Origin of the sequence: Streptomyces sp. NPDC002138, from assembly GCF_040296485.1 — a bacterium.
Classification (GTDB): domain Bacteria; phylum Actinomycetota; class Actinomycetes; order Streptomycetales; family Streptomycetaceae; genus Streptomyces.
In genome coordinates this window covers 20,093-36,840 of record NZ_JBEOXE010000033.1, presented here as the reverse complement: position 1 = coordinate 36,840, position 16,748 = coordinate 20,093, and the positions used below count along the sequence as shown (strand labels likewise).

General features: G+C 70.7%; 15 protein-coding genes. 10 read left to right on the top strand and 5 right to left on the bottom strand.

Annotated elements, in window-relative coordinates; genetic code table 11:
- Positions 1-9 precede the first annotated feature (9 nt).
- Positions 10-753: a response regulator transcription factor gene (locus ABT084_RS21840; protein WP_351046362.1), complete on the top strand. Its 744-nt coding sequence runs from the start codon at positions 10-12 to the stop codon at positions 751-753.
- Complete coding sequence (locus ABT084_RS21835; RefSeq protein WP_351046359.1) at positions 750-2,201, top strand: sensor histidine kinase; 1,452 nt, start codon at positions 750-752, stop codon at positions 2,199-2,201. Before ABT084_RS21840 ends, ABT084_RS21835 begins: the two co-directional genes overlap by 4 nt.
- Here ABT084_RS21835 and ABT084_RS21830 read toward each other — a convergent pair.
- Together ABT084_RS21830 and ABT084_RS21825 are read right to left on the bottom strand one after the other, a co-directional pair.
- The gene (locus ABT084_RS21830; RefSeq protein ID WP_351046356.1) at positions 2,175-3,131 is read right to left on the bottom strand and encodes a phosphatidylinositol-specific phospholipase C; all 957 of its coding nucleotides are present in this window, start codon (positions 3,129-3,131) and stop codon (positions 2,175-2,177) included. The two genes, ABT084_RS21835 and ABT084_RS21830, sit on opposite strands and share 27 nt — an antisense overlap.
- Before the next feature lie 149 nt (positions 3,132-3,280).
- Positions 3,281-5,098, bottom strand: a complete 1,818-nt coding sequence (locus ABT084_RS21825) for a bifunctional metallophosphatase/5'-nucleotidase (RefSeq protein WP_351046353.1) — start codon at positions 5,096-5,098, stop codon at positions 3,281-3,283.
- A gap of 196 nt (positions 5,099-5,294) precedes the next feature.
- Here ABT084_RS21825 and mshD point away from each other — a divergent pair, with 196 nt between their 5' ends.
- The 7 genes from mshD to pstB all read left to right on the top strand — a co-directional run bounded on the left by mshD (position 5,295) and on the right by pstB (position 14,207).
- Entirely contained in the window at positions 5,295-6,224 is a 930-nt protein-coding gene (gene mshD / locus ABT084_RS21820) for a mycothiol synthase (RefSeq protein ID WP_351046350.1), read from the top strand.
- A 229-nt stretch (positions 6,225-6,453) separates the two neighbouring features.
- Positions 6,454-8,685, top strand: coding sequence for an RNA degradosome polyphosphate kinase (locus ABT084_RS21815; RefSeq protein ID WP_351046347.1), 2,232 nt, complete (start codon positions 6,454-6,456; stop codon positions 8,683-8,685).
- A complete protein-coding gene (locus ABT084_RS21810) occupies positions 8,666-9,646 on the top strand; it encodes a CHAD domain-containing protein (RefSeq protein WP_351046344.1) in 981 nt (326 codons plus the stop codon). Before ABT084_RS21815 ends, ABT084_RS21810 begins: the two co-directional genes overlap by 20 nt.
- 387 nt (positions 9,647-10,033) lie before the next feature.
- The gene (pstS, locus tag ABT084_RS21805) at positions 10,034-11,173 is read left to right on the top strand and encodes a phosphate ABC transporter substrate-binding protein PstS (protein ID WP_351046342.1); all 1,140 of its coding nucleotides are present in this window, start codon (positions 10,034-10,036) and stop codon (positions 11,171-11,173) included.
- 129 nt (positions 11,174-11,302) lie between these two features.
- Positions 11,303-12,292, top strand: coding sequence for a phosphate ABC transporter permease subunit PstC (gene pstC, locus ABT084_RS21800; RefSeq protein WP_351046339.1), 990 nt, complete (start codon positions 11,303-11,305; stop codon positions 12,290-12,292).
- Complete coding sequence (gene pstA, locus ABT084_RS21795; protein ID WP_351046336.1) at positions 12,292-13,374, top strand: phosphate ABC transporter permease PstA; 1,083 nt, start codon at positions 12,292-12,294, stop codon at positions 13,372-13,374. The genes pstC and pstA overlap by 1 nt, the downstream gene beginning before the upstream one ends.
- Positions 13,375-13,430: 56 nt before the next feature.
- The gene (gene pstB, locus ABT084_RS21790; protein WP_351046334.1) at positions 13,431-14,207 is read left to right on the top strand and encodes a phosphate ABC transporter ATP-binding protein PstB; all 777 of its coding nucleotides are present in this window, start codon (positions 13,431-13,433) and stop codon (positions 14,205-14,207) included.
- 121 nt (positions 14,208-14,328) lie between these two features.
- On the opposite strand, the gene ABT084_RS21785 is transcribed toward pstB, so the two are convergent.
- The gene (locus ABT084_RS21785) at positions 14,329-15,327 is read right to left on the bottom strand and encodes an inorganic phosphate transporter (protein WP_351046331.1); all 999 of its coding nucleotides are present in this window, start codon (positions 15,325-15,327) and stop codon (positions 14,329-14,331) included.
- Between the two features lie 5 nt (positions 15,328-15,332).
- A complete protein-coding gene (locus ABT084_RS21780) occupies positions 15,333-15,953 on the bottom strand; it encodes a DUF47 domain-containing protein (RefSeq protein WP_351046327.1) in 621 nt (206 codons plus the stop codon).
- 203 nt (positions 15,954-16,156) lie between these two features.
- Here ABT084_RS21780 and ABT084_RS21775 point away from each other — a divergent pair, with 203 nt between their 5' ends.
- Positions 16,157-16,501 (top strand): metal-sensitive transcriptional regulator, encoded by a 345-nt coding sequence (locus tag ABT084_RS21775; protein ID WP_351046325.1) that lies wholly within the window; start codon positions 16,157-16,159, stop codon positions 16,499-16,501.
- 87 nt (positions 16,502-16,588) lie between these two features.
- On the opposite strand, the gene ABT084_RS21770 is transcribed toward ABT084_RS21775, so the two are convergent.
- Positions 16,589-16,744 (bottom strand): hypothetical protein, encoded by a 156-nt coding sequence (locus ABT084_RS21770; RefSeq protein ID WP_283457082.1) that lies wholly within the window; start codon positions 16,742-16,744, stop codon positions 16,589-16,591.
- Positions 16,745-16,748 lie beyond the last annotated feature (4 nt).

Here is a 16,748-nt window from a genome sequence, read left to right as displayed (position 1 = left end):
AACCCCACCATGAATCCCGCCGAAGGCGAAGCGCGCGTACTCGTCGTGGACGACGAGCCGGCCGTCCGCGAGGCCCTGCGCCGCAGCCTCGCCTTCGAGGGATACGGCACCGAGACCGCCGTCGACGGCCTCGACGCGCTCGACAAGGCCGCCGGGTACGCCCCGGACCTGATCGTCCTGGACATCCAGATGCCCCGGATGGACGGTCTGACGGCCGCCCGGCGGCTGCGCGCCGCCGGATCCGTCACCCCGATCCTGATGCTGACCGCCCGCGACACCGTCGGCGACCGGGTCACCGGCCTCGACGCGGGCGCCGACGACTACCTGGTCAAGCCCTTCGAGCTGGACGAGCTCTTCGCCCGCGTGCGCGCCCTGCTGCGCCGCAGCTCGTACGCCGCCCCCGCGGACGCCCCGGCGGCCGCCGAGGACGTCCTGACCTTCGGCGACCTGCGCATGGACCTGGCCACCCGCGAGGTGACCCGGTCCGGGCGGCCCGTCGAGCTGACCCGCACCGAATTCACCCTGCTGGAGATGTTCCTCGCGCACCCGCGCCAGGTCCTCACCCGCGAGCAGATCCTCAAGGCCGTCTGGGGCTTCGACTTCGAGCCCAGCTCCAACTCCCTCGACGTGTACGTGATGTACCTGCGCCGCAAGACCGAGGCGGGGGGCGAGCCGCGCCTCGTGCACACCGTCCGCGGGGTCGGCTACGTGCTGCGCGCCGCCGCCTCCGGCGACAGCGGCGGTCCCGAGTGAGTCCGGCCGCCAGATTCCGCGCGCTGCCCCTGCGCTCGCGCCTGGCCCTGCTCGTCGCCGTCGCCGTGGCCGTCGCCGTGGCGGCGGTCGCCGCCGTGTCCTGGGTGATGGTCCGCACCCAGCTCACCGACCAGCTCAACCGCTCGCTGATGTCCACGAACGCCACCGCGCAGGCGGGCCGCAGCCTGCGCGAGGGCTGCATCGTGCAGCCGACCCGGCCCGAGCAGCAGATCGCCGGGAACCTGAACGCGACCGTTCAGATCGTCGACGCCAACGGACGGCACTGTTGGGTCAGCGGCCGTGCCACCCTGCCCGTCACCACGCTCGACCGGGAGGTCGCGGCCGGGGAGCGGACCTCCGTGCTGCACGACGTGACCACCACCGACGGCATCGACATGCGGGTCTACACCATGGTCGTGACGAGCCAGCCCAGCGGCCAGATCTTCGCGATCTCCGTCGCCAAGCCGCTCGCCGACATCGACAAGCCGCTGTCCACCCTGGCCTGGGTGCTGCTGCTGGTCTCCGGCGTCGGCGTGGTCGGCGCGGGTGCGGCCGGGCTGTGGGTGGCCCGTACCGGCCTGCGCCCCGTCGACGAGCTCACCGGAGCCGTCGAGCACATCGCCCGCACCGAGGACCTCACCGTCCGCATCCCCGACACCGGCGACGACGAGATCGCCCGCCTCTCGCGCTCCTTCAACTCGATGACCAGCGCCCTGGCCTCCTCCCGGGACCGGCAGGCCCAGCTGATCGCCGACGCGGGCCACGAGCTGCGCACGCCGCTCACCTCGCTCCGTACGAACATCGAGCTGCTCGCCCGCAGCGAGGACACCGGCCGGCCCATCCCCCCGCAGGACCGCAAGGAGCTGCTCGCCTCGGTCAAGGCCCAGATGACGGAGCTGGCCTCCCTCATCGGCGACCTCCAGGAGCTCTCCCGCCCGGACGCCGCCTCACCGGGCCCGCTCCAGGTCGTCGCCCTGCACGACATCGCGGGCAGCGCCCTGTCGCGCGCCCGGCTGCGCGGCCCGGAGCTGACCTTCACGGCCGATCTGGAGCCCTGGTACGTCCGCGGCGAGGCACCCGCCCTGGAGCGGGCCCTGGTCAACATCCTGGACAACGCGGTGAAGTTCAGCCCGCCCGGCGGCGCGGTCGAGATCGCGCTGCGCGGCGGCGAGCTGACCGTGCGGGACCACGGGCCCGGCATCCCCGCCGAGGACCTCCCGCACGTCTTCGACCGGTTCTGGCGCTCCCCCTCGGCCCGGGCCCTGCCGGGCAGCGGGCTGGGCCTGTCGATCGTGGCCCGTACGGTGCGGCACACGGGCGGCACCGCCGAGCTGCGGGCGGCGCCCGACGGGGGCCCGGGCGCGCAGGCGGTCCTGCGCTTCCCGGGCGCGCCGACCCCGCCGCCGCAGTCGCCGTACGGCTCAGACGGGGTTGTGGCGGATCAGTGAACCGACCAGGCCGGAGCGGGTGTTGGGGAAGTCCATGGGGACGATCCCCAGCCCGGTCCGGCCAGCCAGCTCGCCGCCGTCCACGAAGGACTGCACCTGCGGATTGAGCCGGTCGGAGTTCCAGCGCGGCGGCAGGGCCGCGGCGGTGCTCGTGTAGTTCATGAAGAGCTTGCCGGGCTGCTGGACGGCGCGGCGGAACTGGGCCTCGATCTTGGTGCGCTTGCCGAAGGGCTCGGCCATGTAGTCGTCCTGGATGTCGAAGACCGAGCCGTCGCCGTAGCGCAGGCCCGGCAGCCCCCCGTTGTCGGCGAGCAGGACCACCTTGCCGCGGGCCTGGCCCAGCGAGCCGGGCAGCGCGTCGGCGATCCGGAACAGCGGCCGCCAGCCGCGGTGGTCCAGGTAGTCGTCGAAGACGGCCCGGAAGGTCGCATCGCTCTCCTGCGAGTACTCCTGCTTCACCCGCATCAGCACGGTCTCGCCCGGGTGCGCGGCCAGGAAGTTCCAGCAGGCCACCAGGACGTCCCCGAACATGAGGTTCTGGAAGAACGCCGCGTGGTGGACCGCGAAGGAGCCCCCGGTGACCCGGCAGCGCACGTCGAGGAAGCGGATCCCGGAGTCGAGCTGCTCGGCTATGGAGGTGTTCTGGCAGGCGACGTACAGACCGCCCAGGCGGGCACCGGAGTCGTGCGTGCCGGGGATGGTCATCCGCTGGAGCGCGGTGGAGTCGGGGACCCCGGCCATCCAGTCCTGCGTACCGAGCGCCGTCGCGGAGGCGGAGGCCGGTACGGCCGCGAGCCCCGCGGCCGCCGCACCCGCCGCCAGCGCCCCGGCGAGGAATCTCCGCCGGTCGAGCCCCCTGACCGCAACTCCGCCCGCTGCCCCGCCCGTTGCCCCGCCGATGTCCGTGCCGATGCCCCTGCCGCTGCCCATGCCCGCCCCTTCGCCGACCCAGTGGTGGCCCGGATTATGGCGTGCGGAGCCCGGCATTACTACCCACGGGTAAGCACGGATGGGAAGCGGACGCACGACAAGGGGCGGCGGGCCACCGGCCCACCGCCCCCTGTCGTGCCGTGCGGGTCCTACTGGATGACCGTGATCCGGTCGGCCGCCGGCGGGGCCAGCGGAGCGGCCTGCGACGAGTGGTTCGCCAGGTAGGCGTTGAAGCAGTCCAGGTCGGACGCGCCCACCAGCTTGTTCTTGTGCTCCTTCAGGATGGTGAAGCCGTCACCGCCGCCCGCGAGGAACTCGTTCATCGCGACCCGGTAGGTCTTCGCCGGGTCCAGGGCCGCGCCGTTCAGCTTCACCGAGTCCACGACGATCCGGTCCGCGCCCGACTTCGTCGTGTCCAGGGTGTAGGTCAGCCCCTTGGAGATCTGCAGGATCTTCGGGTTCGGGCCGTTGACCGTGCCGCTGACCTGCTGCTGGAGCGCGGTGATGAGCTGCGCCCCGGTCAGGTCCACGACGTTCATCATGTTGGTGAAGGGCTGCACGGTGTACGACTCTCCGTACGTCACCACCCCGTCGCCCTCGGCGCCCGCGGCCTTGTAGGCCAGGTCCGCGCGGATGCCGCCCGGGTTCATGATGGCCAGCTGCGCACCACCCTTGTCGGCCGGGGCCAGCGCCTCCAGCTGCGCGTCGGCGATCACGTCACCGAGCGGCTTCTCGAACTTCTCCGAGCCGCGGCCGGGGATGTCCGCCGAGATGAAGCCCTGCGGGCGGTTCGCGATCGGCGCCGCGAGGGCGGTCCAGCGCTGGATCAGCTCGGTCATGTCCGCGGCCTTGGGCTGGCTGCGGGAGACGACCTTGTTGACCGGCTTGGGCGCGCTGATCGGCGTACGGACGATGTCCTTGGTCTGCCGGTCGTAGGTCAGCGTGGTGTCCGTGAACACCCGGCCGTAGGAGGCGGCCGAGGTGACCATGCGCGGGTTGCCCGCCGGGTCGGGGATGTTGCACGCGTACGCCTGGTGCGTGTGGCCGGTCACCAGGGCGTCGACCTTCGGGTCCACGTTCTTGGCGATGTCCACGATCGCGCCCGAGATGCCGGCGCCGGCGCCCGGGGCGTCGCAGTCGTAGTTGTAGGCGCCGTTGGCGGGCAGGCCGCCCTCGTGGATCAGCGCGACGATCGACTTGACGCCCTGCTTGTTCAGCTCATCGGCGTACTTGTTGATCGTCTCGACCTCGTCACCGAACTTGAGGCCCTTGACCCCGTCGGCGGTCACGACGTCCGGAGTGCCCTCCAGGGTGACGCCGATGAAACCGATCTTCACGTCCCCCTTCTTCCAGATGAAGGTGGGCGACATCATCGGACGGTTGGTCTTCTCGTCCGTCACGTTCGCGGCGAGGTACTTGAACTCCGCGCCCGTGTAGCTGCCGCCGTTCTCGGCGCAGCCGTCGACCGGGTGGCAACCGCCGTACGCCATGCGGCGCAGCTCGTTCTTGCCCTCGTCGAACTCGTGGTTGCCGACGCTGGTGACGTCCAGGCCGATCTTGTTCATCGCCTCGACGGTCGGCTCGTCGTGGAAGAGCCCCGACAGCAGCGGGCTGGCCCCGATGATGTCACCGGCGGCGGCGGTGACGGAGTACTCGTGGCCCTTGCGGGCCTCGCGCAGGCTGGTGGCGAGGTATTCGACACCGCCCGCCGGTATGGCTTTGGTGCTGCCGTCCGCCTGACGCTCGGTCACGTTGCCGGAGGAGCCCTGCGGGGGCTCCAGGGTGCCGTGGAAGTCGTTGAAGGACAGCATCTGCACGTCGACGGTCCGGCCGGGGCCGGTACCGCCGCCACTGGCGGCCCCGGCCGGGAGGGCGGCGGCGACCATGGCCCCCGCCCCTGCGGTCAGGGCGATGGCGGCGAAGGTCAACCGGCGGGCTCGGCGGTGCCGTTGTGGCGTCGCTGACATTTATTCCCCTTTTGGACAGCGATACGAACTGGGAGGCGTCCCGCAGCCTAAGGTCAACGCGCGTAGCACGACAGGGGGTAACGGGTTGCGAGCCGGTTACGCGCGGGGTTCACCCGTGTGGTGTCGCTCACCCGCACCACCAACGCCCCGGCCGGGAGGGCACGTCAAGGCGAGGCCGCGGTCGTAGTCTCGTGCCATGACTGACGCAGCAGCGGCCCTGGAGCCGGGACGGCAGATTGAGACCCTCGACGAACTGACGGAGGAACAGGCCGACGCCGTCCTCACACTGATCGAGGACGCGGCCCGCACGGACGGCACCACCGCCGTGTCGGAACAGGGGCGGCTCCGGCTGCGCGGCGGCCGCCGCGCCGGGATCCGGCACCTCCTGCTCACCGTGGACGGACGGCTCACCGGATACGCGCAGCTGGAGGACACCGACCCGGTGGAGGCGCCCGCCGCCGAGCTCGTGGTGCACCCCTCCCTGCGCGGCCGCGGGCACGGGCGGGCACTGGGCTCGGCCCTGCTCGCCGCCTCCGGCAAGCGGATCCGGATGTGGGCCCACGGCGGCCGCTCCGCCGCCCGCCACCTCGCCCAGGTACTGGGCCTGACCCTCTTCCGCGAGCTGCGCCAGCTGCGCCGCCCGCTCGGCCCGGACGCGGCCCCGCTGCCCGATCCGGCCCTGCCCGCGGGAGTGACCGTACGCACCTTCGTACCCGGCGCGGACGACGCGGCCTGGCTCGCGGCGAACGCGGCGGCCTTCGCCCACCACCCCGAACAGGGCTCGCTCGACCAGCGGGACCTCGACGACCGGATCGCGCAGCCCTGGTTCGACCCGAAGGGCTTCTTCCTCGCCGAGCGCGACGGCCGGCTCGTCGGCTTCCACTGGACCAAGGTCCACGCCGAACAGCAGCTCGGCGAGGTCTACGTGGTCGGCGTCCTGCCCGGCGCCCAGGGCGGCGGCCTCGGCAAGGCCCTCACCGCCATCGGACTGCGCCATCTGGCCGCGGCCGGGCTCCCCACCGCCATGCTGTACGTGGACGCCGACAACCCCGCGGCCCTCGCCGTCTACGAGGGCCTCGGCTTCGTCACGCACGAGGTGGACCTGATGTACCGCACCGAGAGCTGACCGAACGGCCGAACCGGCCACGTCGGCTCACGGCCCGGGCCCGGGGCGCGCCCGCGCGCGCCCCGGGACCCCCGCGCCACCCCGGACACCAGCAGCACCCTGGATGCCACACGCCATTAACCGGGCATTCAGACGCGCTTGCGACTCTCCGTGCATGCAGCCAGGACTTCGACCACTCGCGGACGCTTCCGACGCGCCTGTCTTCCCGCGTGCGCGGAAGAATGGAGTCATGAGCCACAAGCCCGGCGCCAGCCCCACCGAGGTCCCCGTCCAGCACTCCCAGGCCGAGCGGCACGCACGCCTGGGGTCCATAGCCGCGCACCGCCCCCACGTGGATCTCGAACCCGACCTCGACGCGGATCTCGACGCGTACGAGCTCAAGGACGACGGCGAGCTGCCCGCCGGCCGCTTCCTCGACCGGGAGCGCAGCTGGCTCGCCTTCAACGAGCGGGTGCTGGAACTCGCCGAGGACCCGGCGACCCCGCTCCTGGAACGCGCCAACTTCCTCGCCATCTTCGCGAGCAACCTCGACGAGTTCTTCATGGTCCGGGTGGCCGGCCTCAAGCGGCGCATCGCCACCGGCGTCGCCACCCGCTCGGCCTCCGGCCTCCAGCCGCGCGAGGTCCTCGACCTCATCTGGACCCGCTCGCGCGAACTCATGGCCCGCCACGCCGCCTGCTACCAGCAGGACGTGGCCCCCCAGCTCGCCGAAGAGGGCATCCACCTCATCCGCTGGCACGACCTCACCGAGAAGGAGCAGGCGCGCCTCTTCACCCTGTTCCGCAACCAGATCTTCCCGGTGCTCACCCCGCTGGCCGTGGACCCCGCGCACCCCTTCCCGTACATCTCCGGGCTCTCGCTCAACCTCGCCGTCGTCGTGCGCAACCCCGTCAGCGGCCACCGCCACTTCGCCCGCGTGAAGGTCCCGCCGCTCCTCTCCCGCTTCCTCGAAGCCTCCCCGCAGCGCTACGTCCCGCTGGAGGACGTCATCGCCGCGCACCTGGAGGAGCTGTTCCCGGGCATGGAGGTGCTGGCGCAGCACATGTTCCGGGTGACCCGCAACGAGGACCTGGAAGTGGAGGAGGACGACGCGGAGAACCTCCTCCAGGCCCTGGAGAAGGAGCTCATGCGGCGCCGCTTCGGCCCGCCCGTGCGCCTGGAGGTCGAGGAGTCCATCGACGCGGGCGTACTGGACCTGCTCGTCCAGGAGCTGAAGATCTCCGCGGCCGAGGTGTACCCGCTGCCGGGCCCGCTGGACCTGACCGGGCTCTTCGGCGTGGCCTCCCTGGACCGGCCCGAGCTGAAGTACCCCAAGTTCATCGCCGGAACCCACCGCGACCTCGCCGAGGTCGAATCGGCCTCCGCCCCGGACATCTTCGCGGCGCTGCGCGAGCGGGACGTGCTCCTGCACCACCCGTACGACTCGTTCTCCACCTCCGTGCAGGCGTTCCTGGAGCAGGCCGCCGCCGACCCGGACGTCCTCGCGATCAAGCAGACGCTCTACCGGACCTCCGGCGACTCCCCGATCGTCGACGCCCTCATAGACGCCGCCGAATCCGGCAAGCAGGTCCTCGTACTCGTCGAGATCAAGGCCCGCTTCGACGAGCAGGCCAACATCAAATGGGCGCGCAAGCTGGAGGAGTCCGGCTGCCACGTCGTCTACGGCCTGGTCGGCCTCAAGACACACTCCAAGCTCTCCCTCGTGGTCCGCCAGGAAGGCGACACGCTGCGCCGCTACGCGCACGTCGGCACCGGCAACTACCACCCCAAGACCGCCCGCCTCTACGAGGACCTCGGCCTGCTCACCGCGGACCCGCAGGTCGGCGCGGACCTCTCCGACCTCTTCAACCGGCTGTCCGGCTACTCGCGCCGCGAGACCTACCGCCGGCTGCTGACCGCGCCCAAGTCGCTGCGCGACGGCCTGGTCTCCCGGATCGACAAGGAGACCGCCCACCAGAAGGCGGGCCGCCCGGCGTACGTCCGGCTCAAGCTCAACTCGATCGTCGACGAGGCCCTGATCGACTCGCTCTACCGGGCCTCGCAGGCGGGCGTACCGGTCGACATCTGGGTGCGCGGGATCTGCGCCGTGCGCCCCGGCGTCGCCGGGCTCTCGGAGAACATCCGGGTCCGCTCCATCCTCGGCCGCTTCCTCGAACACTCCCGGGTCTTCGCCTTCGCCAACGGCGGCGAGCCCGAGGTGTGGATCGGCAGCGCCGACATGATGCACCGCAATCTCGACCGCCGCATCGAGGCCCTGGTCAGGGTCGTCGATCCGGCACACCGCGCGGCCCTGGACCGGCTGCTGGAGACCGGCATGTCCGATGCCACCTCCTCCTGGCACCTGGGACCGGACGGGAACTGGACCCGGCACTGCACGGACTCCGAGGGCCAGCCGCTGCGGCACGTACAGGAGATGCTCATAGACGCCCGGAGGCGCCGGCGTGGCTCAGCAAAACCATGACCTGACAGCGGGTACGGCGACGGCGGGCGATGTGCTCGGCGCCTACCTGCGCTCGCAGGCCACCGCTTTCCTGCGGGGCTTGCGCCTGCACGAGGCGAGCGGGGCCGACGCGGACGGCGGAAGCGAGGCGGCGCGCGGCCTGCGGGGGGCCGCGCGCCGCATCGGGGGCTCCCTGGCCACCTTCAGGTCGGTCACCGAATCCGCCTGGGCGGACGGCCTGCGCACCGAGCTGGTGTGGCTGTCCTCGACCCTGGCCGACGAACACGCGTACGGGGCCCGGCTGACCCGGCTGCTGGACGCGCTGCACCGGCTGTCGGGGGCCCCGGAGGTCCCCGCGCCGCGCGGCGCGGCCGGATCCGGCGCGCTCACCGTGGGCGCGGCGCGGGCGGCCGCGCTGCTGGAGCGGCAGCTGACGCTGGCCCGTACGCGGGCCCACTCGGCCACCCTGCAGGCACTCGGGTCGTCCCGCTTCCACGCGGTGGCCGACGCGGTGGCCGTGCTGGCCTCCGAGGTACCGCTGAACGCGGTGGCGGCGCGGGGGCGGGTGGACGACGTACTGGTTCCCCTCGCCGCGCTCGCCGAGTCCCGGCTGTCCGCGGCCGTGACGGCGCTGCCGCTGACCCGGGCGGCCCGGCCGTACAACGCCGACGCCCTGATCGACGACTCCCACCAGGACGCGCCCTGGCACGAGGTACGCCGCCTGCTGCGGGTGCACCGGTACGCGCGGGAGGCCCTCGGCGAGGACGTGACCCGGCTGGCGGCAGCCTGCGAGGCCCTGGACCGCCACCGTGACGCGGCCGAGGCGGCGGCCGCCTCCTCGACGGCGGCCCGCACCCCCCGCATCGCCCCCGCCACGGCCTACGCCCTCGGCGTCCTCCACGCCGACCAGCGCCACGAGGTGGAAGCCGCCCGCTTCACGTTCCACCACCTGTGGCTCCCCACAGCAGTCCCCACGGCCTGACCCCCGGGGCCACTCCAGCCCGGCCGAACCCGCGGCCGGGCCAGGCTCAGGGCCCGCAACGGCGACGGCGATTTCCGGCCACCCCCACAGACGCCACCCTCCGGCCCCCCGCCGCCACCCCCACCCACGTCACGGCACAATAACGGCAAGGTAACGCCCCGATACCCCCCGGCAACCAACCCGCCCCCCGCACCAGGCCGTCCGCCACGGTTCACCGTCCGTTCACTCACGACCGTCGGCCGCTTCACCTGATCTGCCTAATTTCGGAACTGCACGGTGCGAGCCGCCCGCCGAATCGGCCCGGCCCCCGCGCGACCGACGTAGTCCTCTTCGCACGCCGCCCCGATACAGAAAGCGGCCGGCGGCTTCTGGAAGGAACACCCGAAAGTGAAGCTTCAGCGCAACAACCGGCTCCGTGCCTCCGTGCTCGGTGCGCTCGTCGTGTCCGGTGCCCTGGTCCTCACGGCGTGCGGTTCGGACAACAACACCACCAAGGACAACGGCTCCGGCACCGCGAAGCCCTCCGCCGCCGCCGGCGACGTCAAGTGCGACGGCGCCAAGGGCCAGCTCCTCGCTTCCGGCTCCTCCGCCCAGAAGAACGCGGTCGACCTGTGGGTGAAGAACTACATGGCCGCCTGCTCGGGCGTCGAGGTCAACTACAAGTCCTCCTCCTCCGGTGAGGGCATCACGCTCTTCACCCAGGGCACCGTCGGTTTCGCCGGCTCGGACTCGCCGCTCAAGCCCGCCGACGTCGAGGCGTCGAAGAAGGTCTGCACCGGCGGCCAGGGCATCAACCTGCCCATGGTCGGCGGCCCCATCGCCATCGGCTTCAACGTCGCCGGCGTGGACAAGCTGACGCTGGACGCCCCCACCCTCGCCGCGATCTTCAACGACAAGATCAAGAAGTGGGACGACGAGGCGATCAAGAAGCTGAACCCGGGCGTCACGCTTCCCTCCACCGCCATCCAGGCGTTCCACCGCTCCGAGGACTCGGGCACCACCGAGAACCTCACCAAGTACCTCAAGGCCACCGCGCCCGACGCCTGGACCTACGACCCCGCGAAGAAGTGGCCGGCCCCCGGTGGCCAGTCCGCCAACGGCTCCGCCAGCGTCGCCTCCCAGGTCAAGTCGGTCGACGGCGCCATCGGCTACTTCGAGCTGTCCTACGCCTCCTCGCAGAGCATCAAGACGGTCGACATCAACACCGGTGCCGCCGCCCCGGTCAAGGCCTCGGCCGAGAACGCCTCCAAGGCCATCGCCGCTGCCAAGGTCGTCGGCACCGGCTCCGACCTGGCCCTGAAGCTCGACTACGCCACCAAGACCGAGGGTGCCTACCCGATCGTCCTGGTCACGTACGAGGTCGTCTGCGACAAGGGCAACAAGCCCGACACGCTCAAGACCATGCAGTCCTTCCTGAACTACACCGCCTCGGACGCGGGCCAGAAGCTCCTCACGGACAACGGCTACGCCCCGATCCCGGCCGAGATCAACACCAAGGTCCGCGAAGTCATCAAGTCGCTGGCCTGATCCTGAGCCCCGCGGTGCCTGCCCCTCCCCGTCCGGAGGGGCAGGCGCCCGGGGACCCTCCCCTTCCACCCAGGGGAATCCGGTGCACCGCCGCCAGGGGGCCCGCCCCCCACACAGACCGGAAAGACCATGGCTTCCACCACACCCACCCAGACAGACACGGCTCCGCCTGTCGCCAAGAGCACGAGGTCCACCGGTCGCGCCGGTGACAAGATCTTCGCCGGGCTCTCCAAGGGTTCCGGCATCCTGCTCCTGGTGATCATGGCGTCGATCGCCATCTTCCTCGCCTACCGTGCGTCGATCGCCCTCGAGGGCAACAAGGGCAACTTCCTCACCACCCTCGACTGGAACGCGTCGGCCACCCCGCCCGTCTTCGGCATAGCCGTCCTGCTCTTCGGCACCGTCGTCAGCTCGATCATCGCGATGGCCATCGCGGTTCCGATCGCCGTCGGCATCGCCCTCTTCATCTCGCACTACGCGCCGCGCAAGCTGGCCCAGCCGCTCGCGTACGTGGTCGACCTGCTCGCCGCGGTCCCCTCGATCGTCTACGGCATCTGGGGCGCGCTCTTCCTCGTCCCCTACCTCGGCGGCCTGAACCTCTGGCTCGACGAGTACATGGGCTGGACCTACGTCTTCGACAAGACCCAGGTCGGCGTGGCCCGCTCGATCTTCACCGTCGGCATCCTGCTCGCGATCATGATCCTCCCGATCATCACGAGCGTCAGCCGCGAGGTCTTCCTCCAGGTCCCGCGCATGAACGAGGAGGCCGCCCTGGCCCTCGGCGCGACCCGCTGGGAGGTCATCCGGATGTCGGTCCTGCCCTTCGGCCGCTCCGGCGTCATCTCCGCCTCGATGCTGGGCCTCGGCCGCGCGCTCGGCGAGACGATGGCCGTCGCGACCGTCCTGTCGCCGAGCTTCCTGATCTCCGGCCACATCCTCGACCCCGGCGGCGGCACCTTCGCCCAGAACATCGCCGCGAAGTTCGACGAGGCCAACGAGTACGGCCGCGACGCGCTGATCGCCTCCGGCCTGGTGCTCTTCCTGCTCACCCTGCTGGTCAACGGCGCGGCCCGGCTGATCATCGCCCGTCGCAAGGACTTCTCGGGGGCGAACGCCTGATGAGCCACGTCATTCAGGACCAGCGCCCCACCCGGGCCCGCAAGTCCGTCGCCCCCACCCGCCTCACCCGCGGTGGCCTGCCCCGCTGGGCCCCGGCCGGCATCGCGGTCGTCTCCGTCGCCCTCGGCTGCGGCATCGGCGCCGTCTTCGGTCTCGCCAGCCGGATCCAGTGGGGCCTGATCGCCGCGCTGCTGTTCGTCGCCATCACGTACACCGCCAGCGCGGTCATCGAGAACCGCCGCCAGGCCAAGGACCGGGTCGCGACCTCCGTCGTGTGGGTCTGCTTCCTGCTCGCGGTCGTCCCGCTGGTGTCGCTGCTGTGGACCACGATCAGCAAGGGCATCAAGGTCCTCGACGGGGCCTTCCTGAGCCACTCGATGAACGGCGTGACCAGCTTCGAGAAGGGCGGCGGCGTCTACCACGCCCTGCTCGGCACGATGGAGCAGGTCGGCCTGGCCACCGCGATCGCCGCCCCCATCGGCCTGCTGACCGCGGTCTACCTGGTCGAATACGGCCGGGGCTCGCTGGCCAAGTCCGTGACCTTCTTCGTCGACGTCATGACCGGCATCCCCTCCATCGTCGCGGGTCTGTTCATCCTGACGACCTGGAACCTGATGCTCGGCTTCGGCCCCTCCGGTTTCGGCGGCGCCATGGCCCTGTCGATCCTGATGATGCCGGTCGTGGTCCGCTCCACCGAGGAGATGCTCAAGCTCGTCCCGAACGAGCTGCGCGAGGCGGCCCTCGCCCTCGGCGTCCCGAAGTGGCGCGTGATCCTCAAGGTGGTCCTCCCCACCGCCATCGGCGGCATCTCCACCGGTGTCATGCTGGCCATCGCCCGCATCGCCGGTGAGACCGCCCCGATCATGCTGCTGGTCTTCGGTACCCAGCTGATCAACGGCAACCCCTTCGAAGGCGCGCAGTCCTCGCTCCCCCTGTACATCTGGGAGCAGTACAAGGTCGGCAGTGACGCCTCCTACGACCGGGCCTGGGGCGCAGCCCTCGTCCTGATCGCCTTCGTCATGATCTTGAACCTGGTGGCTCGCGGTATCGCGCGCTGGAAGGCCCCGAAGACCGGCCGCTAGGTATCGACTATGCGGCTCCGCCGCGTGTGACCGCATGAAAGAGAAGTGACCCCCTCATGGCCAAGCGCATCGATGTCAGCGGCCTCTCCGCCTTCTACGGCAGCCACAAGGCGATCGACGACATCTCCATGACCGTCGAGCCCCGCTCGGTGACGGCCTTCATCGGCCCCTCCGGCTGTGGCAAGTCCACCTTCCTGCGCACCCTGAACCGCATGCACGAGGTCACCCCCGGTGGCCGCGTCGAGGGCAAGGTGCTGCTGGACGACGAGAACCTGTACGGTCCCGGCGTCGACCCGGTCGCGGTCCGCCGCACGGTCGGCATGGTCTTCCAGCGCCCGAACCCCTTCCCCACCATGTCGATCTTCGACAACGTGGCGGCGGGCCTGCGCCTGAACGGCAGCTTCCGCAAGTCCGAGCTGACCGAGATCGTCGAGAAGTCCCTCCAGGGCGCCAACCTCTGGAACGAGGTCAAGGACCGCCTGAACAAGCCCGGCTCCGGCCTCTCCGGCGGCCAGCAGCAGCGCCTGTGCATCGCCCGCGCCATCGCGGTCGAGCCCCAGGTCCTGCTGATGGACGAGCCCTGCTCGGCCCTCGACCCGATCTCCACCCTCGCGATCGAGGACCTGATCGGCGAGCTGAAGGAGCGCTTCACGATCGTCATCGTGACGCACAACATGCAGCAGGCCGCGCGCGTCTCCGACCGCACCGCCTTCTTCAACCTCTCCGCGGTCGGCCAGCCCGGAAAGCTGGTCGAGATCGACGACACGGACCGGATCTTCTCCAACCCGTCCGTGCAGGCGACCGAGGACTACATCTCGGGCCGCTTCGGCTGAGCCGGGATGTGAAAGACGTCCTGCGGTGCTGCATGGCGGTGCCACCGCAAGGCGAAAGAAAGAAAAGGGCCGGCTCCCCCTGGGTGGGGGGAGCCGGCCCGCTTCTTTGCCGCCGGTCGCCTCAGCCGACGGCGAGGTTCACGAGCCAGAAACTGAGCGCGGCCACCATGGCCGCCGCGGGCATGGTGATGAACCATCCCAGGATGATGTTCTTGGCGACGCCCCAGCGAACCGCGTTCACCCGCTTGGTCGCGCCCACGCCCATGATCGCCGAGGTGATCACGTGGGTGGTGGAGATCGGCGCCTGGTACAGGTACGACGCCGTGTACATGATCGACGCACCCGTGGTCTCGGCGGCGAAGCCCTGCGGCGGGTCCAGCTCGATGATCTTGCGGCCGAGGGTGCGCATGATGCGCCAGCCGCCGGCGTACGTACCGAGCGAGAGCATCACGGCACAGGCGATCTTGACCCAGACCGGGATCGGGTCGCCGTCGTTCTGGACGTCGGCGATGACCAGGGCCATCACCACGATGCCCATCGTCTTCTGCGCGTCCTGCAGGCCGTGACCGAGGGCCATCGCGGCCGCCGAGACGGTCTGGGCGATGCGGAAGCCGCGCTTGGCCTTGTGCGGGTTGGACCGGCGGAACATCCACATGATCGCGACCATCACCAGATAGCCCACGACCAGGCCGACGACCGGCGACAGGAACATCGGGATGACGACCTTCTCCAGCACCCCGTGCCAGATGACGCCGATCCCGCCGGCCAGCGCCGCGCCCACCATGCCGCCGAACAGCGCGTGCGAGGAGGAGGACGGCAGGCCGAAGTACCAGGTGACAAGGTTCCAGACGATCGCCCCGACCAGCGCGGAGAAGAGGATCCACATCCCCCTGTCACCGTGCGGGGTCTCGATGAGCCCCTTGCTGACCGTCTTGGCCACCCCGCTGCCCAGGAAGGCACCGGCGAGGTTCATCACCGCCGCCATCGCGAGGGCGGCGCGCGGCGTCAGCGCCCGCGTCGAGACCGAGGTCGCGATCGCGTTCGCCGAGTCGTGGAAGCCGTTGGTATAGGTGAAGCCGAGCGCGACACCGATGGTCACGATCAGCGCGAAGGTGTCCACGAGGTTCAGGACTCCTTGACCGCGATGGTCTCCACCGTGTTCGCGACGTGCTCGAACGCGTCGGCGGCCTCTTCAAGCACGTCGACGATCTGCTTGAGCTTGAGCACCTCCATGGCGTCGTACTTGCCGTTGAAGAGGTGGGCGAGCAGCTTGCGGTGGATCTGGTCGGCCTGGTTCTCCAGCCGGTTGACCTCGATCCAGTACTCGGTGAGGTTGTCCATCGTCCGCAGGTGCGGCATCGCCTCGGCGGTCAGCTCAGCCGCCCGCGCCAGGACCTCGATCTGCTGCTCGACGCCCTTGGGCAGCTCCTCGACCTGGTAGAGGACGACCAGGTCGACCGCCTCCTCCATGAAGTCCATGATGTCGTCGAGGCAGGACGCCAGGTTGTAGATGTCCTCGCGGTCGAACGGCGTGATGAAGGAGGAGTTCAGCTGGTGGAAGATCGCGTGGGTCGCGTCGTCCCCCGCGTGCTCCGCCGCCCGCATCCGCTCCGCGATCTCGGCCCGCGCGGACGAGTCCGCCCCGAGCAGTTCCATCAGGAGCTTCGAGCCCGTGACGATGTTGTCCGCGGAGGCGGCGAACATGTCGTAGAAGCTCGTCTCCCTGGGGGTCAGACGAAATCGCACGTGAGGTCCTCGGGGTGCATTGGATTCGGTCAGGCTGATGCTAGGCGCATCCTCCAGCCACGGCTAACCGGCGGTTCCCCAGTGTCCTCCATCAGGCAGAGTGAAGCAGTACGGGCCCCTGCCCCCGCGCGCGGTGGCCGGTACCCTATACCCATGAGGGGTATACACCCCCAGTACGGACAGTACGGACCACGGGAGGACGCATGACGACCACCGAGGCAGCGGCGGCCGGCCCCGCGCAGGAAGAGGGCCCCGAAGCCCCCGCCGTGCACGGCTACCACCACCAGAAGGCCGAGCACCTCAAGCGCCTGCGCCGGATCGAGGGCCAGATCCGCGGGCTGCAACGGCTCGTGGACGAGGACGTCTACTGCATCGACATACTCACCCAGGTCTCGGCCAGTACGAAGGCCCTCCAGTCCTTCGCACTGCAACTGCTCGAAGAGCACCTGCGCCACTGCGTCGCCGACGCGGCGGTCAAGGGCGGCGCCGAGATCGACGCGAAGGTGGAGGAGGCGACGAAGGCGATCGCCCGTCTGCTGCGCACCTGACGCGCGGGCCGCGCGCCGCGGGCGGGACTCGCGGGGCTCGAGGGGCTCGCGAGGTGGGAGGGACGGGCGGGGCGGGCGGGACGGGCGCTACGGGCAGCAGATCGCGCCGAGCACCTCGTCGATCCGGTCCTGACTGAGCCGCTCCTCGGCGGCGGCGGACGCCGCGATGATCAGCTCGCCGCACAGCTCGATCTCGGCGAGTGCCACGTGGTCCTGCACCGTCGTACCGCCTGCGGGAGTCACGCGT

What these genes read in the sequence shown, in the direction of transcription:
- ABT084_RS21840 (WP_351046362.1), top strand. Translation starts at nt 10, where the DNA reads ATGAATCCCGCCGAAGGCGAAGCGCGCGTACTCGTCGTGGACGACGAG.
- ABT084_RS21830 (WP_351046356.1), bottom strand. Translation starts at nt 3,131, where the DNA reads ATGGGCAGCGGCAGGGGCATCGGCACGGACATCGGCGGGGCAACGGGC.
- ABT084_RS21825 (WP_351046353.1), bottom strand. Translation starts at nt 5,098, where the DNA reads ATGTCAGCGACGCCACAACGGCACCGCCGAGCCCGCCGGTTGACCTTC.
- mshD (WP_351046350.1), top strand. Translation starts at nt 5,295, where the DNA reads ATGACTGACGCAGCAGCGGCCCTGGAGCCGGGACGGCAGATTGAGACC.
- ABT084_RS21815 (WP_351046347.1), top strand. Translation starts at nt 6,454, where the DNA reads ATGAGCCACAAGCCCGGCGCCAGCCCCACCGAGGTCCCCGTCCAGCAC.
- pstC (WP_351046339.1), top strand. Translation starts at nt 11,303, where the DNA reads ATGGCTTCCACCACACCCACCCAGACAGACACGGCTCCGCCTGTCGCC.
- pstA (WP_351046336.1), top strand. Translation starts at nt 12,292, where the DNA reads ATGAGCCACGTCATTCAGGACCAGCGCCCCACCCGGGCCCGCAAGTCC.
- pstB (WP_351046334.1), top strand. Translation starts at nt 13,431, where the DNA reads ATGGCCAAGCGCATCGATGTCAGCGGCCTCTCCGCCTTCTACGGCAGC.
- ABT084_RS21775 (WP_351046325.1), top strand. Translation starts at nt 16,157, where the DNA reads ATGACGACCACCGAGGCAGCGGCGGCCGGCCCCGCGCAGGAAGAGGGC.